The organism is Bartonella heixiaziensis (assembly GCF_046245125.2).
Lineage (GTDB): Bacteria > Pseudomonadota > Alphaproteobacteria > Rhizobiales > Rhizobiaceae > Bartonella > Bartonella heixiaziensis.
Genome location: NZ_CP176404.1, coordinates 169,257 through 193,339 on the forward strand (window position 1 = coordinate 169,257; position 24,083 = coordinate 193,339).

Annotated in this window: 21 protein-coding genes, 1 other RNA gene and 1 pseudogene; 12 read left to right on the top strand and 11 right to left on the bottom strand. The window is 38.2% G+C overall.

Annotated features, from left to right (window positions below):
• Positions 1–30 precede the first annotated feature (30 nt).
• From rimI to ACKC4Y_RS00620, 10 genes are all read right to left on the bottom strand, one after another.
• The gene (gene rimI / locus ACKC4Y_RS00575; RefSeq protein WP_409361512.1) at positions 31–522 is read right to left on the bottom strand and encodes a ribosomal protein S18-alanine N-acetyltransferase; all 492 of its coding nucleotides are present in this window, start codon (positions 520–522) and stop codon (positions 31–33) included.
• Positions 522–1,205: a tRNA (adenosine(37)-N6)-threonylcarbamoyltransferase complex dimerization subunit type 1 TsaB gene (tsaB, locus tag ACKC4Y_RS00580; RefSeq protein ID WP_409362193.1), complete on the bottom strand. Its 684-nt coding sequence runs from the start codon at positions 1,203–1,205 to the stop codon at positions 522–524. The genes rimI and tsaB overlap by 1 nt, the downstream gene beginning before the upstream one ends.
• Before the next feature lie 476 nt (positions 1,206–1,681).
• Positions 1,682–2,710, bottom strand: coding sequence for a YeiH family protein (locus ACKC4Y_RS00585; RefSeq protein WP_409361513.1), 1,029 nt, complete (start codon positions 2,708–2,710; stop codon positions 1,682–1,684).
• A 67-nt stretch (positions 2,711–2,777) separates the two neighbouring features.
• Positions 2,778–3,383: a recombination mediator RecR gene (recR, locus tag ACKC4Y_RS00590; RefSeq protein ID WP_409361514.1), complete on the bottom strand. Its 606-nt coding sequence runs from the start codon at positions 3,381–3,383 to the stop codon at positions 2,778–2,780.
• Positions 3,384–3,418: 35 nt separating this feature from the next.
• The gene (locus tag ACKC4Y_RS00595) at positions 3,419–3,742 is read right to left on the bottom strand and encodes a YbaB/EbfC family nucleoid-associated protein (RefSeq protein ID WP_409361515.1); all 324 of its coding nucleotides are present in this window, start codon (positions 3,740–3,742) and stop codon (positions 3,419–3,421) included.
• Between the two features lie 14 nt (positions 3,743–3,756).
• On the bottom strand, positions 3,757–5,709 hold the full coding sequence (locus ACKC4Y_RS00600; protein WP_409361516.1) for a DNA polymerase III subunit gamma/tau: 1,953 nt from the start codon (positions 5,707–5,709) through the stop codon (positions 3,757–3,759).
• 220 nt (positions 5,710–5,929) lie between these two features.
• Positions 5,930–6,027, bottom strand: an RNA gene (gene ffs, locus ACKC4Y_RS00605) — signal recognition particle sRNA small type.
• A gap of 846 nt (positions 6,028–6,873) precedes the next feature.
• Positions 6,874–7,278, bottom strand: a complete 405-nt coding sequence (locus ACKC4Y_RS00610) for a hypothetical protein (RefSeq protein ID WP_409361517.1) — start codon at positions 7,276–7,278, stop codon at positions 6,874–6,876.
• 473 nt (positions 7,279–7,751) lie between these two features.
• Complete coding sequence (locus ACKC4Y_RS00615; RefSeq protein ID WP_409361518.1) at positions 7,752–8,615, bottom strand: prephenate dehydratase; 864 nt, start codon at positions 8,613–8,615, stop codon at positions 7,752–7,754.
• Positions 8,612–9,343, bottom strand: coding sequence for a 3-deoxy-manno-octulosonate cytidylyltransferase (locus tag ACKC4Y_RS00620; protein ID WP_409361519.1), 732 nt, complete (start codon positions 9,341–9,343; stop codon positions 8,612–8,614). The genes ACKC4Y_RS00615 and ACKC4Y_RS00620 overlap by 4 nt, the downstream gene beginning before the upstream one ends.
• 104 nt (positions 9,344–9,447) lie before the next feature.
• Between ACKC4Y_RS00620 and ACKC4Y_RS00625 the strand changes: the two genes are divergently transcribed.
• The 3 genes and pseudogenes from ACKC4Y_RS00625 to ACKC4Y_RS00635 all read left to right on the top strand — a co-directional run.
• Entirely contained in the window at positions 9,448–10,035 is a 588-nt protein-coding gene (locus tag ACKC4Y_RS00625; protein ID WP_409361520.1) for a c-type cytochrome, read from the top strand.
• Between the two features lie 1,209 nt (positions 10,036–11,244).
• The gene (locus ACKC4Y_RS00630) at positions 11,245–11,433 is read left to right on the top strand and encodes a hypothetical protein (RefSeq protein ID WP_409362195.1); all 189 of its coding nucleotides are present in this window, start codon (positions 11,245–11,247) and stop codon (positions 11,431–11,433) included.
• Positions 11,394–12,311: pseudogene (locus ACKC4Y_RS00635) on the top strand (MFS transporter); the annotation flags it as partial. The gene ACKC4Y_RS00630 and the pseudogene ACKC4Y_RS00635, both read left to right, overlap by 40 nt.
• Before the next feature lie 645 nt (positions 12,312–12,956).
• On the opposite strand, the gene ACKC4Y_RS00640 reads toward ACKC4Y_RS00635, so the two are convergent.
• A complete protein-coding gene (locus ACKC4Y_RS00640; RefSeq protein WP_409361521.1) occupies positions 12,957–13,745 on the bottom strand; it encodes a molybdopterin-synthase adenylyltransferase MoeB in 789 nt (262 codons plus the stop codon).
• A gap of 88 nt (positions 13,746–13,833) precedes the next feature.
• On the opposite strand from ACKC4Y_RS00640, the gene gshB reads away from it, so the two are divergent.
• The 9 genes from gshB to mutM all read left to right on the top strand — a co-directional run bounded on the left by gshB (position 13,834) and on the right by mutM (position 24,080).
• The gene (gene gshB, locus ACKC4Y_RS00645; protein ID WP_409361522.1) at positions 13,834–14,772 is read left to right on the top strand and encodes a glutathione synthase; all 939 of its coding nucleotides are present in this window, start codon (positions 13,834–13,836) and stop codon (positions 14,770–14,772) included.
• A 147-nt stretch (positions 14,773–14,919) separates the two neighbouring features.
• On the top strand, positions 14,920–15,966 hold the full coding sequence (locus tag ACKC4Y_RS00650; RefSeq protein ID WP_409361523.1) for a PstS family phosphate ABC transporter substrate-binding protein: 1,047 nt from the start codon (positions 14,920–14,922) through the stop codon (positions 15,964–15,966).
• A 62-nt stretch (positions 15,967–16,028) separates the two neighbouring features.
• Complete coding sequence (gene pstC / locus ACKC4Y_RS00655) at positions 16,029–17,489, top strand: phosphate ABC transporter permease subunit PstC (RefSeq protein WP_409362120.1); 1,461 nt, start codon at positions 16,029–16,031, stop codon at positions 17,487–17,489.
• Positions 17,486–18,778 carry a phosphate ABC transporter permease PstA gene (gene pstA / locus ACKC4Y_RS00660; protein WP_409361524.1) on the top strand — a complete coding sequence of 431 codons (1,293 nt, stop codon included), beginning with the start codon at positions 17,486–17,488 and terminating at the stop codon, positions 18,776–18,778. The genes pstC and pstA overlap by 4 nt, the downstream gene beginning before the upstream one ends.
• A gap of 58 nt (positions 18,779–18,836) precedes the next feature.
• Positions 18,837–19,595 carry a phosphate ABC transporter ATP-binding protein PstB gene (gene pstB, locus ACKC4Y_RS00665; RefSeq protein WP_409361525.1) on the top strand — a complete coding sequence of 253 codons (759 nt, stop codon included), beginning with the start codon at positions 18,837–18,839 and terminating at the stop codon, positions 19,593–19,595.
• Positions 19,596–19,616: 21 nt separating this feature from the next.
• Positions 19,617–20,339, top strand: a complete 723-nt coding sequence (gene phoU / locus ACKC4Y_RS00670) for a phosphate signaling complex protein PhoU (protein ID WP_409361526.1) — start codon at positions 19,617–19,619, stop codon at positions 20,337–20,339.
• Positions 20,340–21,016: 677 nt separating this feature from the next.
• Positions 21,017–21,871 carry a cell wall hydrolase gene (locus tag ACKC4Y_RS00675; RefSeq protein WP_409361527.1) on the top strand — a complete coding sequence of 285 codons (855 nt, stop codon included), beginning with the start codon at positions 21,017–21,019 and terminating at the stop codon, positions 21,869–21,871.
• Between the two features lie 30 nt (positions 21,872–21,901).
• The gene (locus ACKC4Y_RS00680; RefSeq protein WP_409361528.1) at positions 21,902–23,149 is read left to right on the top strand and encodes an aminopeptidase; all 1,248 of its coding nucleotides are present in this window, start codon (positions 21,902–21,904) and stop codon (positions 23,147–23,149) included.
• Between the two features lie 55 nt (positions 23,150–23,204).
• On the top strand, positions 23,205–24,080 hold the full coding sequence (mutM, locus tag ACKC4Y_RS00685; protein ID WP_409361529.1) for a bifunctional DNA-formamidopyrimidine glycosylase/DNA-(apurinic or apyrimidinic site) lyase: 876 nt from the start codon (positions 23,205–23,207) through the stop codon (positions 24,078–24,080).
• Positions 24,081–24,083 lie beyond the last annotated feature (3 nt).

The following is a 24,083-nucleotide window of genomic DNA, read 5'->3' on the forward strand; positions in this document are numbered from 1 at the left end:
ACGCATATCTAAATGTTTTTTATGCAAATCTCAATCTGTTTGCTTAAAAGTTTTTTGCATGATGATTGCATCTATGCGGCTGTTTTTAGACTTGTAGTATGCAGGACGTTTGGAAATTTTTTGAAATTTGAAACATTGATAAAGGTTTAAAGCAGAAACATTCGTTTCTTCTACTTCTAGGAAGAGTTTTATAGCGTTTTTGTGCTGAAGATGGTGAAGTGTACTATCGATAAGCAGGTGTCCAATTCCTTGTCGACGATAATGAGGTTGAACAGCAATTGTGATGATTTCTGCTTCGTCAAGAATGAGACGGCAGAGGCAAAAGCCTAAGATTGTATCAGGTTTCTGAATGAGAGAGGCTTTGTATCCGAAGATAGAGTGATCTTGTAAGAAATGATCAAATGCCTGTTTTTCCCAAGCAGGGATAAAACAATGCTGATGAATTTGAGTAAGGGAAGCGCTGTCATCTGCTTGTAACTGAGCAATCAGAAAATGCTTTTTTGTTAATGCAAATTTGGACATTATTTTTTTCGTGGTAAAGCAAAAGCGGTTTGTTGTTTGGCATCAGCATTGCGTAGATAGAGCGGATGGGGGCGTTTTTGTGGTTGTTTGTTTGCAGCAAGATGAGCATAGCTGACAATATCAGCTGTTTCGCATAAGCTTTGATCTAGTACAACTTTTTTGTTTATCTGATTGTTTTTAATATACAGCGCAACGACATGAGCAGCCGGACCGGTGAGCCTCGTTTGCTGAGGTAAATCTTCGATGATATTTTCGATTGTTTTTAAACTAGGCGCCCCCAAAGGGATGAGATCTTCGTTGAAATCTTGATGGTAAAACATCTCTCTACCGGCTTCTATGACAACGGTGATTGCTAATGTAGTGTTTTTATTTTCTGCTTGTGCTGCTAATGCTTCCAGTGCACTGACTCCAATAGCTGGTATTTCTAGTGCTAGTGCTAAAGCTCTTGCTGTTGAAACACCTACGCGCACACCGGTGAATGATCCAGGTCCAATGTTGACAGCAATACGATCAACTTGATTAAGAGTAATATTTGCTTGGTCAGTTACTTGTGTAATGTATCCAATAAGTTTTTCAGCATGTCCTTTGTTCATATGTTCGCTGACCCGTGCAATGACAGTTTTATGACGAATGAGCGCAACGGCGCAATAGATTGAAGCTGTGTCTATAGCAAGGATAAGCATGAAAATATTGTAGTTGAATAATATGATAAACAAAAGGCCTGCTGTATTTTTTACTCTTTTTTATTTAATGTGAGGTATTTAATTTTCATTATGCTCTGTTGCAAGAGCAGAGTAAATAACAACCACTTGAAGAGAAAAAATCATGAGGTTATATTCATTTTTTCTCAATATCAATAAGAGCATACTCCATTAATCTTTTGTAAAAACTTGATTTTGTTTAGAATAGGGTTTGTTGATGAGTTAGGTAAGCAATATGTTGCTGAGCTGCAAGCGATTGCGTATAAAAAAAACCAGTTGAAAAAGTAATTTGATAGTTTTCTACCCCATATTAAAATGCATTCGATTTTTTAATAGAATGAGAGAGAATTTCTTAGTATTTCGACCTAATTTAGGAAAAAGATGGCGCCAATATTGGCAAATCTTTTGGCTCATTGTATGCCACGTTGAAAAAAGAGAAACTATTTAAGATTGCTATTTCAAAATATTATCTGGTTCAGATCAATCAATCCTATCATGATAAGGCTAAAAACGCCGAGAAGAAGTATGGAGGAAGTTGAAGCTAAAATAACGCGCCCTCCTGCTTTTTTCAATGAGCGGATATCAACACCTAATCCTAAAGCTGCCATTGAAATGACTGTGAACAGTTGAGCAATAAGTCTGATCGGGTTTATAGCCGTTTCAGGAATAAGCTCGCTTGAACGAATAAGCATCATGATAATAAAACCGATGATAAACCATGGGATGAGAGTGTGTAGACGAAAATGGGTTTGTGCTGATCGACGATAAATGATGGATAGGATAAAAATAACAGGGCCCAACATTAAAACCCGCACCAACTTGACAATTGTTGCAATTTGAACGCTCGCGAAAGATATTGGCGCTGTTGCTGCTAAGACCTGTGGTACAGCATAAACAACCATGCCTGCAAGCACACCGTATTGGTTAAATGATAAATTCAAAAGTGGATGTAAAAAAGGGAGAAATAAAATAATGAGAACCCCTAAAAGAGCGGTAAAAGCAATTGCTGCCGCTACATCTTCATGTTTGGCATGAATGACAGGAGCAGTTGCAACAATTGCTGAATTGCCACAAATGGCATTACCACAAGCGACCAGCATTGCTAAATTTGCAGAAAGTCCAAAAAGTCTGCCTATAACAAAACTAATGAGGATCGTTATAAATATAACGAATACGATGCTTGCAAGCAAATTCCAACCGGCTGAAAGAACAGCATGGATGCTAATGCTTGTCCCTAAAAGAACAATAGCAATTTCAAGAAGTGTTTTTGCACAAAAGTTTATACCTTTTTGGAAATATTTTGGCAGATTAAAACAGCTACGGGTAATTGATCCTAAGAGAATTGCCAAAACAAGACTTTCAAGCCACGCTTCTGCGAAAAACTGTTTTTCTATCACTTCTAAACCATAAGCTAAGGCAGATATGAGCAGGCATACTAGAACACCTGGACCAAAATTATTCACAAGTGAAAGTTTTTTCTTTGCCATTTTAATATTCCCCCATAAAAAGAAACAATAGCAAGTAAGAAGAAACAACGGGCATTAGAAGCGAGTTTTAAAGATTGGTTCTTGCCTGTAAAGCGGCTGCCAAAGTTCCATCATCAAGATAATCCAGTTCGCCTCCCACGGGTACTCCATGGGCAAGCCGCGTAATTTTAACTGAACAATTGGTGAGCTGATCAGTGATGTAGTGAGCTGTTGTTTGTCCTTCAACCGTAGCATTCACGGCTAGAATAATCTCTGTAATTGGATTTTGCACAACACGCTGTATTAAAGAGGTGATATTGAGCTCATCAGGTCCTATCCCATCTAATGGGGAGAGCCGGCCACCTAAGACATGATAACGTGCGGCTAAAATTCTTGCGCGCTCAAGGGCCCAAAGATCAGCAATATCTTCAACGACAATAATCGTTGTATCATCACGACGAGGATCTGTACAAATCGAACAAGGGTCAGTTGTATCTACATTTCCACAAACCGAACAGATGCAGACTTTGTCTATAGCTGCTTGTATTGCTGCTCCTAAAGGTTCCAGCAATATCTCTTTTTTTTTGATGAGATGAAGCGCAGCACGGCGTGCCGAACGTGGACCAAGGCCTGGTATCCGCGCTAAAAGCTGAATAAGACGCTCAATCTCAGGTCCTGCAATGTGTTTAGACATACTCTTATTCCAAGGGATTGGGTAAATCCAGTTCATTAGAACGGAAGTTTGAAACCTGACGGGAGAGGTAGCCCTTCAGTCATGCTTTTGGTTTTTTCTTCCATAGCTATTTCAATTTTTGTTTTGGCTTCATTATGGGCTGCCATGACGAGATCTTCAAGAATTTCAGCTTCCTCAGGTTTGAGTAATGAAGGGTCAATTTTGATTGCGGTTATGGTATTCTTGCCGTTTAATGTAACGCTGACAAGTCCACCACCGGAAACACCACTTATTTGCAAATTCGCCATTTCTTCTTGAATTTTCTGCATTTTTTCTTGCACTTCTTTGGCTTTTTTCATCATGCTCATCATATCACGCATAGGAATAGGTATCCTTATTCATCATTGATATCACTTTCATTTTTAAAGGTATCGGCATTTTTAAAGGTATCGGGAAGTAAATCAAGAGTGTTTTCTTGTTTATTCAGGCGAATATCGACAATTTTTGCTTCAGGAAAATAATTGAGAATTTTGACTATATCAGGATCTGCCTCTGCATTAGAAAAAAGAGTTTTTTGGAAAGCTACATTTTCTTCCTGTAAGGTTGGTCCTCCTCCTTCGTTGACAAAGGTTATAGTCAAGCGTTTTCCAGTCCATTGAGACAGCATTTTTTTGATATCAGTGGCAAGTGAACGTGGAGCATCTTTAGCAAGCCTTAAAGTGATATGCTCTGGTTCAAAAGAGACAGGATGGATAAACTCCTTAACAAGGAGTTTAAAAGAGACTTCATTATGTTCTTCAGCTAATTTAATAATATCATGGAGAGAATCAATAACTACAGTTTTTTGTCTAGTGATTTGCTCTGCTGTTTGCTGAGAAGAATGCGGTAAATTTGCAATATGTTCAGATGGGACAACAGACGGAGAAACTTCAAGAATTTCTGTCATTTTAGGGGTTAGGGTGTTTTTGGTGGTTTGAACCTTCAATGAATCTTGTGATTGTAAGGAGTGGTCCAATTGGTTTGTCAAGGGTGTTTTAAAATCTGGTTGATTTGTTGATGTATTTGAAACCTTTGTGAAAGGACGGGTATCTACAGCTGCCGTTTTTGTTGTACTATTTGCACTTGTGAATTGTTGATGAGAAGAATTTTCGATAATTGTAAGAGAAGTTTTTTCTTGCTCAAACTTTTTTAAAGCTTCATCAAGAGTTGGAAGATCTGAAGTATGAGCAAGACGAATCAAGAGCATTTCGGCAGCTTGAAGAGGACGCGCGGTTTGACTAACTTCCTGTAAGCCTTTGAGCAACATTTGCCAATTTCTGGACAAAACAGGGACAGAAAGTTTTTGTGAAAAATCTAGGCTTCTCAAACGTTCCTCTTCAGTAAGAGAGAGATCTTCAGCTATCTCTGGTGTGAAACGCAAACGTGTGACCAAATGGTTGAAATCAGCCAACTCTGTCAATATAGTGAAGGGATCAGCACCTGCATCATATTGGCTGCGCAATTCATGCAGTGCATTTACAATATTGCCCTTCATGATGAATTCAAAGAGATCAATAATACGTGCTTGATCAGCTAATCCCAGCATTGTGCGCACTGCTACAGCGCTGACGTTGCCATTGCTATGAGCAATCGCTTGATCAAAAATGGACAGTGCATCACGTACAGAGCCTTCTGCAGAACGTGCGATCATAAAGAGCGCTTTATCTTCTACTTCCACGTTTTCATGTTGAGCAATTTGGCGCAAATGAGCGACCAAAACCGCTGCTTCAATACGCCGTAGGTCAAAACGTTGGCAGCGGGAAAGGATTGTAATCGGAACTTTGCGAATTTCTGTTGTTGCAAAAATAAATTTTACATGAGGAGGAGGTTCTTCGAGTGTTTTCAATAAACCATTAAATGCCTGTGTTGAAAGCATATGCACTTCATCAATAATATAAACCTTATAGCGTGCCGAAACAGGACGGTAGCGTATTTGTTCAATAATTTCACGAATATCATCAATACCTGTATGTGAAGCTGCATCCATTTCTATAACATCGATATGGCGTCCTTCAATGATTTCTGTGCAATGCTCACCAATTGTGTTCAATACGGTTGTTGGTTGGTCAATATCTTTTGTTTTGTAGTTAAGCGCACGTGCCAAAATACGCGCTGTTGTGGTTTTACCCACTCCACGAATTCCGGTTAGCATCCATGCTTGTGCAATGCGTCCTTTTTCAAAAGCATTCGTGAGAGTGCGCACCATAGCTTCTTGACCGATGAGGTCGGAGAAATTTTGAGGACGATATTTGCGAGCAAGAACGCGATAGGTCGTTTCTACCGGCATATTTTTCATCAATGATTCCAACTTTGAAGTTCTTTTGAATATATTTCAATAACACGAGAGGATAGACTAACACTACACTCTAATATAAAAGGATTTTCTCTCAATCAATTTATTTTTAAAAAGAATGGGATCATTTGTCTAAAGTTGATCAAAGAACTCTCTACTCACTTTATGCAAACGCCACTATGAAGATTAAGGATTTTATACTGAAAAACGAAAGAAACATAAGCTATCTAGCGAAATAGGAGGCCGGTACGATGACCCGTACCAAAACTCGTTGGGGCTGCTTCTTTCCAGACCTGACCCAGTTGGCGAGCGGTTCGTCCACCACCAACCTCCCAGTTGCATATTGTCGATTTAAAATAGAAAATCAAGCTAAGAAACGAAAAATATGGAAAGAATAACTAAATTTTTTCCTTAGGGCTTAATTCTCACACTATGAACTACAAGTATGCTGAGGAGGGGTATCAATTTCCATTTAAAAATCATTTCACATTTATTTGGTATGTGGGTTTGATATAATGATAGGTTATAAGGAGATTTTTGTTGGTTAAGAAAAGTTTTTAGAGGTTTAGTGGTAGAAGTTTACAGTAGCAAAAAAGAGAAGCAGAAAGCATACAAGTTATTCAATTAGCGGAAGTTAGAAAATCTGAGAAAAGATTGTTGCAAAATAGCAAGATGTAATGCAAATTTTATCGCTTTGAACGGTTAATAAGTTCTTTAGCAGTGAGTGAAAAAATAAAGTTCATCTTTCTTTGATTAAGTTTGAAATGTATTTCAGTTTCTAGCACTAGTATGGAGCAAAATTAAGGTGAGATTTGTTAGTGAGTGCTGTAGCATTAATTTCACTGTTAATAAGCTAAAATACTGCCGGCTCTTTTTATAGTATTGCTGTATTTGGCAAGATGTGGAACATATTCGCAGATGTTAAAGAGAAGCTTTCTGTTAGCTTTGTAGCAATTTTTAGATGCTCCAACTGCAAAAGTGAGTGCTCGACCCTTATTCTTAATAGCTTTTCTTACAAAGAACAGAGTAATTCAATTTGTCACAAAAGTTTCTCAATGTTTGAGTTTTGCAGGACAAGAATCAAATTACGATACTTTAAACGTCCATTTTTGAAAGAAAGTCTACCTTCGTAATTAAGACTGCTTATTCAAATTTTCGTACTCTTGAAAATAAGATCAATCAATAATCCCCAGTATCGCAATCTGTTCCAATAACTCTTTGCTCGGTAATATTTTTAAAAGTATAGGTTCCCGACGAAGGGAAGCTTATATCAAGGGATTTTATATCTTTAAGCGTAAAGATCTTATTTTCTTTATCATGCGTAATTTTACTTTCATCATCAACAACAATTTGTAATCTGTTTAAGTCAGAAGGGGCGGAATATGATAAAGTAAATGTTACTTTCTCAGGTTTAAATGTATGACAAGCATACTCAACGCCTTGATGCAATGTATCAGACGCGCCAATTGTAACGCTTTCACCTAGCGTAAAATTCCATTCTCTTTCACCAAATCCGGCAAATGCAACAGTGGAGTAAGTAAGAATATTTGCAGCTAATAACCCTTGAGTAAAAATTTTTTTCATTATGGTTTCCCTTTTTAGCCTACAACGAGACCGATTATAAATCAGTTTTGATAAATATAAAAAGTTGAATTTAAATCAGACATACAGAGTTAAACTACACTTTTTAGTTTTATAAAAATATTTTGAGAATTACCTAAACTGTGGCACTTGAAAGCACTCTTATTTGATATTCTCATATGGTAATCTAATAGTCTTTATCCTCATTTTAAAGCTTTACATTTATTCCTTTGGGATAAATCACTACGGAAGATGTATTCTCAGAAAATCCACTCTTATATGAGTGGTATAATGGCGAAAGGAAACCTTTGTTTCCAATATTTGCGTTATTTTTTGTTAGTTAAACTCGGATTCATTATTCTGTAAATTCACGAAGAAATGCTCTCTGGATATGAAAGGCTTCCATGAGTAGATGTTGTCACTCATTTTCTTCTTCAGCGTCTATTATGAAAAAAGTTGTGCAATTTAATTATTCTTTATACATGTGGCATTCGATCGTTTTTAGCAGGATAAATACCGATAATGCGTAATTCAGCAGAAAAGAAAGCGAGCTCTTCTAGGGCGAGTTTCATCATGGGATCTTCAGGATGCCCCTCAATATCAACCAAAAACTGTGTTGCATTGAAATTTCCGCCAATTTGGTAGCTTTCTAATTTTGTCATATTAATACCATTTGTAGCAAATCCTCCCAGTGTTTTATAAAGGGCTGCAGGGACATTGCGTACGCGAAACAGAAGACTTGTGATGATTTTTTCACCATTTTTGGGTTTTGGCACGTGTTTTTGAGAACGCGAAAGGATGACAAAACGAGTAATATTATGAGGACTATCTTCAACATTTTTTTCAAGAATATCAAGTCCGTAGAGTTCTGCTGCAATCAGAGGTGCTAAGGCTGCTTGTGAACGTTTTGCATCTTTTTTAATAAATTTTGCGGCTCCAGCTGTGTCAGCAGAAGTGACAGGTATCCAGCCATTTTTACGTATGATTTTTCGGCATTGTGCCAGAGCATGTGTATGGCTGTGAACGGTTTTAATTTCGTCATGTGTAACACCTGGTAGAACCATGAGTTGAAAATGGATGGGCAAAAAATACTCACCAATGATATAAAGGGAAGATTGCGGTAAGAGGTGATGAATATCCGCAACACGGCCAGCAAGAGTATTTTCAATAGGAATCATAGCAAGATCAGCTTGCTCGTTTTCCACTAAGTTGAGCGCATCTTCAAAAGTGGCAGAGGGTACAGCATCCATATTTGGAAACATATTGAGGCACGCTGTATGAGAATTGGCGCCGTATTCTCCTTGGAAGGAAATTTTATTGTTTTTTTTAAGTGTCTTCATGCTAAAATTTTTCGTACCCTTTCAAGATCACGTTGTGTATCGACGCTTAAGGGAATTGTGCCCACTATTTCTACATCAATACGCATGTTATGCTCTAATGCGCGTAATTGTTCAAGTTTTTCACGTTGCTCAAGTGGTGAGGGTTTGAGTGCTACAAATTGCTCAAGCGCTTCACGGCGGTAGGCATAGATTCCAATATGGTGGTAAAGAGGACCATCTCCATAAGGCGCTGTTGCACGGGTAAAATAAAGAGTACGAAGGCGATTTTGAGAAAGCGGTGTACCAATAATTTTGACGACATTTGGATTTATTTTTTCATCTTCCTCAACAATTTTAGCGCCCAAAGTTGCAATATCAGTGAAGCTATTTTCTAAGGGGCGTAAGGCACTGATGATTTCATGAGGCGTTATCGTTGGCAGGTCACCTTGTAGATTCAAAATAGCATTATAGCGTCGTTCAGGATCAATACGCGTTAAAGCTTCATAAATGCGATCAGAGCCAGATTTATGATCACAAGATGTCATGATGCATTCATGTCCATAAGCTGTAACGGCTTTAGCGATATCATGATGATCTGTTGCAATGATGGTCCGACCTAATGCGGCTTTTTTTGCTCGTTCCGCAACATGAACAATCATCGGCTTTCCAGCGATTTCAGCGAGAGCTTTTTGAGGTAGACGAGTTGAGCCTATACGGGCGGGAATAAGAATAATCGGTTCAAGTGCCATTGCAAAGTTCCAAATGCCGTGTGTGCTGCGTTTATAATGTTGTGTATTATATGGAAAAAGCTTAAACTAAAAGCGGTAATAAAAATATAAATGTTTGAATTTTTATGAATCGCTCGACAGTCGTCTATTTTGTTTTTGCTTGTCTCTTTGTGCTGATTATTTTGGTGGGAATTTCCACACTCAGCGATATGATTTACGATAATTCTACATCAGTTCAACCTTCCCATACAGTGGTAAAAAATGATGCATTATCAGAAAAACAGAAAGTATCTGATAATTCTTTGTCACTAAAAGATCGTCTTCAACAAGGCAATCTTGAAAATGGGCGTAAAATTTTTCACCAATGCGCTATATGCCATACCTCTGGACGCAATGTATCTAGTCGTGTTGGTCCACCACTTTGGGAGATAGTTAACCGCCCTTTGGCGTCTGGAAAAGGTTTTGCCTATTCAAGGGCGTTGCGTGCGAATTCTGATCAAAAATGGGATTTTATTACTTTGGATCGTTATTTGCGATCACCGCGTGAAGCATTTCCAGGAACAATTATGTCTTTTCGTGGAATCAAAAATGATCAAGATCGTGCCGATCTTTTACTTTATTTACGCAGTTTATCTGATCATCCTGTTCCTTTGCCAATGGATGATAAAGAAGGCAAACCAAGTCAGACCAAAGATAAACTATTTGAGAAGTAAAGCATTCTAGAAAGAGATGTAATTGGAGTTTCAATGTGTTTTTAATTCACTCAATCATTTTATTGTTTGTTGCATAGTGGAATCCACTGCATAACACAAAACTATGTAGGTATTTGTCCTTAACGCGTTGGTTTATCATTGGCACACGGTAGTTTTTTATATTAAAGGGTATTCCATTAAAACTTTGAGATTTATGCAATTAATGATGCGGAGGGAAAGTATTGCTGCATAAGCAGATTTTCATTCTCAAGAGTAAAAACTTATTATCCAAAATTTATTCGGTAAAGAGGTGGGGGAATGCGTTGAGTTCGATAACCACTTAAAATTGTGCATTGGTAACAAAGGTTTTGTCTGTATTCCTTTTTTCTCTCTTGTTGGCAATGAAACAAAATATGCCTATGATTGATTGAATCAAAACAATTCAATTGAAGTTGGAAAATACAAGCATCAGACAAAATTGCATTGAGAATTTCGATTGAAAATAAAATTGCTTCCATCTCCAGTTAGCGCTCTATCAAAGAAAGTGAATAAATAGTTGTGTGGTGCGTTATTTGAATTTTATTGAAGTTAGCAAATTAAGTGCGATAGAAGATAAAGCTCGATAAAACTAACCTTCGCTTATCTTCTAAATGCAAAAGAGAGTTTTAACATGCATTGGGGTATTTTCTGTTTTCTAAATAGCGCCATGAGTATTTGTGTAAAAATATTCATGAGTGATGAATAACGGAAACATATAAGTATAAGGGGGATATCATGGATCATATAGGTTGTTCTTGATATGAACAATCCTTTTCCCTAGGGTAACTTTTCAGGGAAAAGTTGATTTAATGAATAGGTGGGGGTCGATGGAACAGAAGTATGTTTCAGGAAAATACACCCGTGCTCTTGTCTATGAAGAAGTTTCAATTTTCGGCGCTGATTCAAAGCAGTTTGTTATTTGAGAAAAAAGACTAGGAAAATTTTGACTTCTCGCCGCACAATGGATCGAGAAAAAGACGGTGTCAGAGGCTCACACTGCGCTATCATCCACCATGTTGAGAGAAGGATTGAACAGCACATTTGACTTTCTTTTTTCTAACCATTTCCTTGTTTTAGCAGAGACACCAGACAATATCTTCAATAATAGGTATTCCAGAAATCATCTCCATTATCAAAGTTACGGTACGGATCTAGAGTCTGTCCAACCAAATATAGGTTAGTGAATTACAAATGTCGATCACTGCGAAAGAAGATATTAACAAATTGCCCAGAGCTGATTTGTGGATCATTTCTGCTGATGAACCTGACCATCTGGTACCATGGATAAATGAATGGTGTGTAAAAAATCAACAAGCTTATATAAAGTCCGGTTATGTCAATTTGCTAGTGCCGTTGACGGCTGGATTTACCATTCTCTAGGCAACAGACACGATCGCTTTTCACATTATGCGCATCTCTCTCATCAGATAAACTCTTTTGGTAGCATTATCAGCGGTATCATAGGAATTGCAACGATATATTATACCAAACAATATTTTATGGGATATATTATCTCATGTCTGATGATGGGAATAATTTTCTTTATATTTCTCATTGTTTCTGAAGAAAAAAACATTTGTGAATGAAGGGACAAAAACAAAGACGATCTTGCAAAATGCTAAGAAAACGCTCTGGATATTTCAGAACACCGTAGGAGGAGCATGGTTTATTTTGCTGATGTGTCTTTTCAGCGCTGGTATTCAGGTTGTTTATCACTTTTGGCAACCAATAATACTCTCTGGTGGAAAGATTGACCATCTCAACAGTTCACAGATGCTGGTTCTCATGTTCTGCCATATCGAAGCCTTCTCAGCGCAATATTTTTCTAATTCACTGATGTGTAAATATCACGTATTTGATAAAAAATATAAGAATTCTATAAAGTATTTTTCATTCTTCTCTGCTTTTATGTGTATGGCTCTTTATTTTTTCGTTCAGAGCAATCACATTGCTGCGTCAGTTATCGCATTTTCGTTAATTCATGGATTTATTTGCACTGTACCTATAGGTGCAAAGAGTTTTTTTTCTCAGAGCTTAACCAAAAACAACCCCAACATATTTCTGGCATCATCGGTTCTGTATCTTTTAGCGGAGGAATATTTTCAATAGCGGTGTTAAGCGCCATCTCTTTTCTTCCTGCAAAAATTTCACTATCCTATTACCTTGTATTACCAACTTTAACTTTTTTTCTGTGTGGTTTGGTCACAATCAGGTGGATGTCACTCTCTGGTAAATCTATTTTGAAAAAAACTATATGACAAATACAATTAAAGTGATTGTTTTTGAAGTTTTATATATAGATCAAGAAAACGATCAGGATGTTTTCCTGAAGAAACAGGACAATCTGCGACAACAAACGTTTGTATATCGTAAATCACTGAATGAAGCACACTGAAATCATACAGAATTTTGTACTGCTAAATCTGGTTTATTTCATCGAACACAGTTTTTGAGATTTCTTTGAAAAAATGCAACTTTGCTTTTATTCAAGAGTGTGGAGGAAAAAACTTTCTCAGAAGTCGTGAGGATATGGAAAAGAAGAGGTTGTTAATATATTGAATCTTTGCATGAGGTTGGTCTTGTACCTTTTCTCCGCTACATTATCCACAGGCGTTTTCTCGTGGTGGACAGAGACAGAACATTGTTCTTCTACGTACTCTCATTTTCTCCACGTTGTGCTTTATCATGCTTGATAAGCCAACCTTTTCTCTTGATGTGAGTGTGCAGGAATAGAGTATTGATCTTTTACATCACTTACAGCAAAGATATAATTTGGGTTATCTGTTTATCAGTCATGATTTGAAGGTTGTTAAAGTACTGACACATGAAGTGATTGTTAAGCGTGGGGGAGAGATAGTTGAGTATGGTTTTGCTTGGCGTATTTTTCTCGTCCTCAAAAAATCTTATACGCAAACCTTTGTGGTTTCTGCACTTGCATTAGAATCTGACCGCTTATAGGTAATGACACGAAATTGCGCTAATAATCCATTGTAGAGAAGAATTTTTCCTACTAAGGGTTCACCAATATTTGTGATAAGTTTAATGGCTTCCATTGCTTGCAGTGTTCCGATGACCCCAGGTAAAGCACCTATGATTCCGATTTCAGCACATGTCGGAATAGTACCGGGAGCTGGTGGATTGGGGAATAAATCGCGATAGTGAGGATTATTATCTTTATAAGGCATGAGCACTGTTAGTGAGCCGTCGAAACGTTCTACAGCACCGCTTATTAAAGGTTTTGCGCATTGGGCAGCGTGATCAGCAAGCAGGTAGTGTGTGGCAAAATTATCACTGCCATCAACAATGATGTCGTAGGCATTTAATAATTTATCCACATTGCTTTTATCCAATCGTAGATTATATTTTTCAACCGTAATATAAGGGTTTATTTCTTTTATAGTGGCTTTAGCGCTATCAATTTTGAATTGATTAATTGTGCTTGTTTTATGAATAACTTGGCGTTGTAAATTGGAAAGCGAAACGATGTCATCGTCAACAATTCCAAGTGTTCCAACACCTGCTGCAGCCAAATAGGTTAGGACAGGAGCGCCAAGACCACCTGCACCAACGACAAGGACACGTGCAGCTTTGAGCTTTTGTTGACCCGCACCTCCAATTTCAGGCAAAAGGATATGGCGTGCATAACGTTCAATTTCTTTATCGCTTAATTTTTTATCAGCTTCTTGTATCATAGGCGTTCTCTTGTCATAGTTCTTTTATTGTTTACTAAAATGATGGCACATAGACCAATCTCTGTGAGTCACATAGGAGGTTTTATTCATGAAAATTGCCATTCAGATGGATCATATTTCAACACTTCGTATTAAAGGAGATACAACATTTGCGCTCGCATTAGCAGCACAAGAACGTGGACACTCACTTTTTCATTATACACCAGATTGCTTATCGATGCGCGATGGTTGTGTGATTACACGATTAGAGCCGTTGAGTGTTCGCGATGAAGAGGGACATCATTATCAATTAGGGAAGTCTTTCCGTACGCAGTTGACGGATATGGATGTGGTTCTTTTGCGCCAAGATCCCCCTTTTGATCTTAATTATATCACCACAACGTATTTGTTAGAACGTATTCACCCTAAGACATTGGTTGTGAATGATCCAGCATGGGTGCGCAATAGCCCAGAAAAAATTTTTGTTACTGAATTTCCTGATTTGATGCCAGAAACATTGATTACAAAAGATATTGAAGAAATAACGGATTTTAGAACTACGTTTGGCGATATCATTATTAAACCACTCTATGGCAATGGAGGAGCTGGTGTTTTTCATTTAAAAAAGGATGATCGCAATTTAGCATCGCTCTTGGAAATGTTTGCACAAATTTATCATGAACCTTTTATTGTTCAGCGCTATTTAGATGCAGTACGAAAAGGGGATAAACGGATTATTTTGCTTGATGGTACCCCTGTTGGAGCGATTAATCGTGTTCCGGTAGAAATGGATGCACGCTCTAATATGCATGTTGGAGGGCAGGCAAAAACTGTTGATTTAACCGAACGTGATCATGAAATTTGCGAACGCATTGCTCCCGCTTTGCGCGAACGTGGTCTTCTTCTTGTAGGGATTGATGTAATTGGAAATTATATAACCGAAATCAATGTTACATCCCCTACTGGAATTCGTGAAATTAAGCGTTTTGGTGGTACAGATATTGCTCACCTTTTCTGGGATGTTGTTGAATTTAAACGCTCAAATTAAATTTGTTTGAAGAAAGCAATATCGTTTTTTAGAAAAATTATAAATATTGCTTTTTTATATTTGTTATACTGCAATTGTGAATTAAAATTCAGATTATCGTATGATAGAAACAAGAAAATTTTTGTTCACATTCTAGGGAGTTTATGGATGAGCAGATTGTTATCAGTTGGAGTGGGACTGGTTTTCGCGGTTTTGTTGTCAGTGAATGTTGGCTATGCACGCGATCACATTCAGATTGCTGGTTCATCTACAGTTTTACCTTATCAAAAAATTGTTGCTGAAATATTTGGAGAAACTTATCCTCATTTTAAAGTCCCTGTTATCGAATCAGGTGGTTCAGGTGCTGGGATTAAGGAATTTTGCCGTGGTATTGGGGAGAACACAATAGATATCGTTAATGCTTCACGGGCAATAAAGCCAAGTGAATTGCAGTCTTGTTTTGATGCTGGTGTAAAAGATGTGGAGGAAATACGCATCGGGTACGATGGCATTGTTTTTGCAACAAATATTAATGGTCCTGATTGGAAGTTGCAGCCAATAGATGTTTATAAGGCACTTGCTGCTCAGGTTATTATAGACGGAAAATTACAGTCCAATAACGTTTCAAAATGGAATGCTGTCAATAGTGTTTTTCCTGATTGGACGATAGCAGCTTATATTCCTGGAGAAAAGCATGGAACACGTGAAGTTTTTGAAGAAAAATTGCTAGCTGAAGGCTGTAAAGCTAGTGGAGCGGTTGAGGTAATGAAAACTTTAGGGATGGATGATAAAGCGATTCATGCTGCTTGTGTTGCTGTACGTAGAGATGGAAAAGCCATTGATATTGACGGGGATTATTCTGAAACTTTTGCGCGGTTGATTTCTAATAAAACAGGAGTTGGAGTTTTGGGTTTGTCTTTTTATGAAAATAATGCTGATAAGCTAAAGGTTGCAGATATTAATGGTTTTGCGCCAACCGTTGAAACAATTTCTCGTGGCGAATATCCAGTTTCTCGTCCACTTTTTTTCTATGTTAAGAAAGCCCATTTAGATATTGTTCCAGGTTTGCGGGAATATGTTAACTTTTTTCTTTCTGATCAAATGATTGGTCCAGATGGTCCATTGGCTGAATATGGTTTGGTTGTTGCTTCTGAAAAAGAAAGACAAGCACAGCGTTCAGATTTTTCTTCTGGTAGAGCGATGAGTTTGGAATAATTCTCTGAATTTGCGGTATAGGAGTTTTCTGTGGTGCTTTTTTGTAAAAATTGAAAGACAATATGCGTATTTCCTTCATTATTTTTCTCCTATTTTCTCTTGGTTTTATTGGCTTTTGTATTTCTTATATGCGGGCTCGCACTCTTGAATACGCACAATATAAAATGCACTCTCGTGCGTATTATTACGGCTGGTGGACATTTTTGTTAACTGTTATTCCAGCGCTTATTTTTTTAATTTTTTGGAAGAGTGGGAGTGCAATTTACTTAGAATATAGCGCTTCTCGAGAGGTTGGAGCGTATAGTGCGCGTGTGACAGAGCTTGTGAATCATGATCTTATTTTGGGGACTATTCGAAGTTTGGTCAAAATGATTTATCGCTTTGATGGTGATTTTGTTACTGCTTCGTATGAAGAAGTGAGGTCACAATTATTTGCAAAGGGATTTGTTTTACCTCCTGGGGCCTCAGATGATGTGTTAAGGATAGCACAGTCATGGGTCTCTTCTTCTCGAAAGCTACAGTTAATTGGTCATAGTTTCCTTTTTATCATTGCATCTCTTGGTTTTATTTTTGGAATTATACAAATTGCTCCGCGTCAACGTGCACGCAATAAGGTGGAGTGTTTGATTGTTATTGGATTGATTTGTGCATCTATAGTTGCGGTCCTAACAACAGCAGCCATAGCACTTTCCATGTTCTTTCAAACGATGAGTTTTTTTCAGTCTGTACCTTTGTCGAATTTCTTTTTGGGAACGGTTTGGGATCCGCGTTTTTCAGCCAGCGGTTCGGGCAATGAAGTGGGGCAATTTGGTCTCATACCACTCCTTGCTGGCACGCTTTATATTGCGTTTGTAGCAATGTTTTTTGCTGTTCCTATAGGATTATTTTCTGCCATTTATATGGCTGAATATGCTTCTACTCGATTGCGGTCAATTGTGAAGCCCTTGTTGGAAGTGCTTGCTGGTATCCCAACCATTGTTTACGGTTTTTTTGCTTTGAAGGTCGTAGGACCGTTTCTACAAGATCTTTCTGTTTCTCTCTCAGATGGTGTTGGTTTTATTATGGCTCAAAGTGTTTTAACGGCTGGAGTTGTAATGGGAATTATGTTGATTCCTTTTGTTTCTTCTTTATCCGATGATGTTATTACGGCTGTTCCACGTTTTTTGCGCGAAGGCTCTTATGGGTTAGGAGCAACGCAATCTGAAACGATTAAAAAAGTTGTTCTGCCGGCAGCGCTTCCAGGTATTATGGGAGCCATTTTATTGACAGCGTCACGTGCAATTGGGGAGACGATGATTGTGGTTTTGGCGGCAGGTGTTGCAGCGAACTTAACGTTTAATCCATTTGAAGCAATGACCACGATGACAGTTAAGATTGTTAATCAATTGACAGGTGATTTTGAGTTTAATTCTCCACAAACTCTTGTTGCGTTTGCTTTAGGGATGACACTCTTTGTTATGACTCTTTTGATGAATATTCTTGCTCTTTACATTGTGCGTAAATATCGGGAACAATATGAATGAATAAAGATTTTCTTTTTCCTCGTCGCAATATTGGTCTTAAACGCCGATATTGGGCTGAGCGTCGTTTCCGAGCGTATGGTCTTATTGCTATTTTTATTGGTTTGTTTTTTTTATTTGCGCTTTTATGGTCTATTATTAGCCAAGGTTATACAGCTTTTTTTCAAAGTGAAATGGCGTTATCGGTTTATTTAGATGAAAAGGTAATCGATCCAAGTGGTCAACGTGAGACAAGTTCGCAGGTACTCATAACTGCTAATTATCCTCTTCTTGTACGCAATGCTTTGGCAAAAAAGCTTGATATAGATCAAAATGATCGCGCATCTCTGCGGGATATTAACCGCATGTTTTCAAACAGTGTACGCATTCAACTCCGTGAAATGGTGACAAAGAACCCAAAGCTAATTGGAACAACGCAAAAAATCAAAGTGTTAGTGGCGGCAGATATTGATTCCGCCTATAAAGGACAGATCGATTTGCATGTAGCAGAAAAAAACCGCAAAGTCTCCAATCGCCAAGTAGAATGGATGAAACGCTTAGTGCATGATGGTACGCTTTATAAAACATTCAATTTTGGTTTTTTTACATTTGGTGCTTCAAGTCGCGCCGAAACTGCGGGATTAGGAGTTGCTATAATTGGCTCGCTTTACATGATAGCCATAGTTTTAATGATTTCGCTTCCAATAGGGATAGCAACGGCCCTTTATTTAGAAGAATATGCTCGCAAAAATAAATTTACAGATTTTATTGAGGTTAATATCAATAATCTTGCTGCTGTTCCTTCGATTGTTTTTGGTCTTTTAGGACTTGCTGTTTTTGTTAATTTTTTTGGGTTCCCCCGTTCGGCCTCTTTCGTTGGTGGGCTTGTTTTAGCTCTTATGACTCTCCCAACAATTATTATTGCAACGCGTTCTGCTTTGCGTGCAGTTCCTCTGTCTATTCGCGCAGCAGCTTTAGGGTTAGGAGCATCGAAAACACAAATGGTTTTTCATCATGTTGTACCTTTAGCAGCGCCTGGTATTTTGACTGGTACGATTATTGGTGTAGCTCAGGCTCTAGGTGAAACGGCACCTTTGCTTTTGATTGGAATGGTTGCTTTTGTTGTCAATATTCCTGCTACCCCCATGGATCCAGCAACAGCTTTGCCGGTTCAAATTTTCATGTGGGCAGGTGAAGCAGAGCGTGCTTTTGTTGAAAAGACATCAGGTGCTATTATTGTATTAATGATGTTTCTTGCTGTCATGAACATTTCTGCTGTTTTTTTACGACGACGATTTGAACGGCGCCAATAGTTTGGATAAATCAGCTGCTTCGATAAAGTTTGGATTCTAAAGTAAGGTAAAGTCTGTAATGAAGATTAAAATGCGTGGACAGGATGTGAAAGTTTTTTATGGAGATAAAGAAGCGCTCCATGGTATTACTCTTGATATCCCCGAACATCAGGTCACAGCTTTGATAGGTCCTTCAGGATGCGGAAAGTCAACCTTTTTGCGTTGTTTTAATCGTATGAATGATACGATTGAAGGCGCTAAAATAACAGGTCTTATTACCTTAGATGGAGAGAATATTTATGACCAGAGGATTGATGTTGTAGAATTGCGTGCTCGTGTAGGAATGGTTTTTCAAAAGCCTAGTCCTTTTCCAAAATCTATATTTGAGAATGTTGCCTATGGGCCACGCATTCACGGTTTGGTCAAATCGCGTGCCGAATTGCATGATGTGGTTGAAAAGAGTTTGAGACAAGCAGGTTTATTTGAAGAAGTAAAAGATCGTCTTCATGAGGCAGGCACAAGTTTATCAGGAGGACAGCAGCAACGTTTATGTATTGCGCGTGCTATTGCCGTTAGTCCTGAAGTTATTTTGATGGATGAGCCCTGCTCAGCTCTTGACCCAATTGCAACGGCACGTATTGAAGAACTTATCGATGCGTTACGAAAAGATTATACAATTGTTATTGTAACACATTCAATGCAGCAGGCAGCGCGTGTTTCTCAATATACAGCCATGTTTCATATGGGGCATTTGGTAGAAGTTGGTGTAACTGAAATGATATTTACTTCACCTAAAGAACAGCGTACGCAAGATTATATTACGGGACGTTTTGGATAGGCGAATTGAGGAGTATAGGATATGTCTATGAACCATACTGTCCGTTCTTATGATAAAGAACTAAACTATTTGGAAAGAAAAGTTACAGAAATGGGATGTCACGCAGAAAGCATGATTAAACGTTCTGTAGCATCGATAGTGTGTAATGATCTACAGCTCGCTACTACAGTTATTGCTGATGATTTATTTTTAGATGAAGCGGAACGCGACATCAATGAAAAAGCGATTACCATTATTTGCAAACGTCAACCGATGGCTGTTGATCTGCGTGAAATTGTTGGTGCTATCCGCATTTCTTCTGATCTTGAACGGATTGGAGACATGGCCAAGAACATTGCTAAGCGGACGGTTGCACTTTCAGAAATACGTCAACCGAAAGCTTTTTATTGTGGGTTTGAAACGATTACAGCTTTAGCGCTCAATCAATTAAAGGAGATATTGAATGCTTACACGAACCACTTATTAGATCGTGTTGATGCCGTACGCGAACGAGATGGTAAAATTGATGCTCTGTATACGTCTCTTTTTCGTGAACTTTTAACTTATATGATGGAAGATATGCGCAATATTACGGTTTGTACGCATTTACTTTTTTGTATAAAAAACATTGAACGAATTGGTGATCATGTCACCAATATTGCTGAGACACTGCACTATATCATAACAGGTTGCCATATGTCTTCTGATCGCCCTCGTGATGATCTTACATATGAGGTTGGGATAGATGAGAAGAAAATAAATTAAAATTTTCTCTCAGACGCATAAGATGCTTTTGTTATTGAAGCGAAGAAACATTGGGTGTTTTTTTCAATATAATCGGGATAATCGGGATAATCGGGATAATCGGGATAATCGGGATAATCGGAGGAGGGGTGTAATTTGTGCATCCTAAACAATGGCAAAAAACAAAGAGTTTTTTAAAAGCTGAGAGTGCAGATTTTTATTGGTTGGTTTGAGATATTCTTATCTCGAGTGGTTTCATTATTTACTCTTTTAGTCGTAGGGAAATCTTCATTCTGATTATTTTGTAAAATTCGTAGCAAGGGAAGGGAATGTTTTGTTAAGAGCTTCAATATGAATGCAGATAGTTATAGTATCCCAATCTTTTTCATGTGTATAGTCGTTGGCTATTTTTTTAATGTATAGTATTTATTGCAAGCGAAGCGTGAGGGAGGGTATTGTACGGTTACATTTGATTATTAATGAAGGGCAATATTGATTTAATTTGTACAGTTTCTGAATTCATTCATTCTTTAAATTAAGAGTTTTTTATTTTTTATTTTGCATAAATGCCTTTAAATTACTGCTTGTATTAAAATTTTACTAAGTGATAACAATTAACCGTATACTTTCTGTAAAGATACCTTTAAAACTTATTCAAATTCTAAATACTTCAAAGATATGGAAATGTATTGCATAAGATGAAAAAAAATCGTTGGACTGTTTTTGTTACTTGTTGTGTCGCGCCGTTGGTTATTGTGGGATGTGCTTTAAATCATTTTGATGCTGGAAAGTTGAATGATAATAAGAAGACCAAAACAGGGATATATCCATTAACAGAGCGACAATGTCTCATGCGTGCAATGTATTTTGAGTCGAATCGTACAAGTCGTGAAGGTATGATTGCTGTTGGAACCGTTGTTATGAATCGTGTTAATTCGACTGCCTATCCAAAGACGATTTGTGGTGTTGTTGGTCAGTATAAGCAGTTTGCTCCCGGTGTTTTAACGCGTCCTATGACGGAACCGGCATCTGTTGCTCGTGTTAAAGAGGCAGCTGATGCTGTTTTACGCGGTGAACGGGATAAGAAAATTAAAAATGCTATGTTTTTTCATACTGCCGGTTTATCTTTCCCCTATAAAAATATGTACTATGTTCGTGTTGCGGGAGGTAATGCCTTTTATGAAAAGCGCGCGCGTGATGGATCGCTTCAAGTTCCTGCTAATAATCGCCCTTATGATGTTGCGTATGCGTTTGCCCAAGAACGTCTTGGCAATGCGCCGAGTTTCATGGATGCAACAGGCTTAGTAAGTAAGGAAATAAAAGTAGAGAAAAGGCAAAACGCATCTGCTTCAATAGAGGTAGTACAGGCAAACAGGAAACATACCACGCCTTTTGTTATGGCAAAGCTTGATAAAGTTCCGATTCCCAAATATGCGCCTAATCGTATAGATAAGAAAGAGGAAACAAAACCCTTTGTGGCGTATACTATGCCCTCATCAGATCAGTTAAATGCAATTGTTGCAGTATTAGAAGAACGGTACAGAAGCCGGTAATTTTTTCATAATCAAGGAAGGATATTGGTAATGTACTTTGATATTCATGAAACAATTTCACCTGAAAAACTTAATCGTCTTGCAGAAATTACAGTAAAAGTCGGGTTGAATCTACAAGAGGGGCAAGATCTTGTTTTGACTGCTCCAGTTTCAGCATTACCTTTTGTAAGGCGTATTGCATATCATGCCTATAAAGTTGGTGCTGGTGTGATTACACCGCTTTTTAGTGATGATGTGTTATCACTTACGCGCTTTGAAAATGCGCATACTGCTAGTTTTGATTGTGCACCTTCTTGGCTTTATGAGGGAATGGCGAAAGCTTTTGGAAATGGGGCAGCACGTTTAGCTATTGTTGGTGATAATCCTTTTCTTCTTTCCAATCAAGATTCGAATAAGGTAGCGCGTTTAAATAAGGCTACTTCAATGGCTTACCAGCCAGCTCTCAAGAAAATATCAAATTTTGCTATGAACTGGTCAATTGTTGCTTATCCAACGACAGGGTGGGCTGAGGCGATGTTCCCTTCTTTGCCGCTTCATGAAGCAGTTAAAAAATTAGCAGATGCAATTTTTGCTGCTTCACGTGTTACGGAAGAGGATCCGGTGCATGCGTGGGCTATACATAATGCAACTTTGAAGCAACGGTCATCTTGGCTTAATGGGATGCGCTTTTCTGCTTTGCATTTTACAGGGCCAGGGACTGATTTAATGGTTGGTTTGGCAGATGATCATGAATGGCATGGCGGTGCATCAGCCGCTCAAAATGGTGTTGTCTGCAATCCTAATATTCCGACAGAAGAAGTCTTTACCACGCCTCATGCTCATAAGGTTGAAGGTTTTGTTCGTTCAACGAAGCCTCTTTCTTATCAAGGAGCACTAATTGATAATATTGAGGTACGGTTTGAGGCGGGGCGTATTGTTGATGCACGTGCTTCAGTGGGCCAAGAAGTTTTGCAACAGGTTTTGCAAAGTGATGAGGGTGCTAGTCGATTGGGCGAAGTTGCTCTCGTTCCGCATTCTTCACCAATTTCTAAGAGTGACCTTCTTTTTTATAATACATTATTTGATGAAAATGCCGCATGTCATATTGCTTTAGGGCAGTGTTATTCCAAGTGCTTTTTAGATGGAGCATCCTTGACGGCAGAAGAAATTGCAGCGCGTGGCGGTAATAAAAGTGTGATTCATATTGACTGGATGATTGGATCGGGTGAAATTGACATAGATGGTATTACGCAGGATGGTGCGAAAATTCCTGTATTTCGTAAGGGTGAATGGGCTTAATATTATTTTTTAAGAGTACTTTATTGGAAAGCACATAATTTATTTAAGAAGAGTGATGCCTGAGCTTCCTGAAGTAGAAACAATTCGTCGTGGACTTGAACCGGTCGTAGCTGGTGCAAAGATACTATCTGTTACGCTTAATCGTAGAGATTTACGATTTCCTTTCCCAGAGGCGTTTTCTGAGCGAATTGTGGGGAGGACAGTCTTAGAACTTGGTCGGCGTGCGAAATACTTATTGTTTCATCTTTCACAGGATGCAACGATTTTGAGTCATTTAGGAATGTCAGGATCGTGGCGCATAGAGGATGAACTTTTAGGAAAACAATATTTTCCCGTGGGCAAATTGGTTGCGCATGATCACTTTATTATGAAGATTCAAGCGGTGAGTGGTCAAGTTTATCGTCTTACCTATAATGATCCTCGTCGTTTTGGGTTTATGCATTTAGCAGATACAGTAAGACTTTATGAGCATCCACTTTTAAAGAAGCTAGGGCTCGAGCCCACGAGTAATGCGTTTTCTGGTCCTTATTTACAAAAGGCTTTTGCCAATAAAAAAACATCTCTTAAAACGGCTTTGCTTGATCAGTCTATTATTGCCGGTCTTGGAAATATTTATGTTTGTGAAGCACTGTGGCGTAGTCAACTATCACCACAACGTAGTGCATTTACATTGGCATTAAAAGGTGTACGTGCACGCGAATTTGCAAAGTGCCTTGCATACAATATACGCAATGTGATTGCTGAAGCGATTTTCTCTGGTGGATCTTCTTTACGTGATTATGTGCATGCGGATGGTTCACTTGGTTATTTTCAACACTCTTTTTCGGTTTATGGGCGAGAAGGAAAGGATTGTTTGCAATGCGGGACGTCTATTATGCGTATTTTACAATCTGGACGTTCAAGTTTTTACTGTCCGCAGTGTCAAAAATGAATA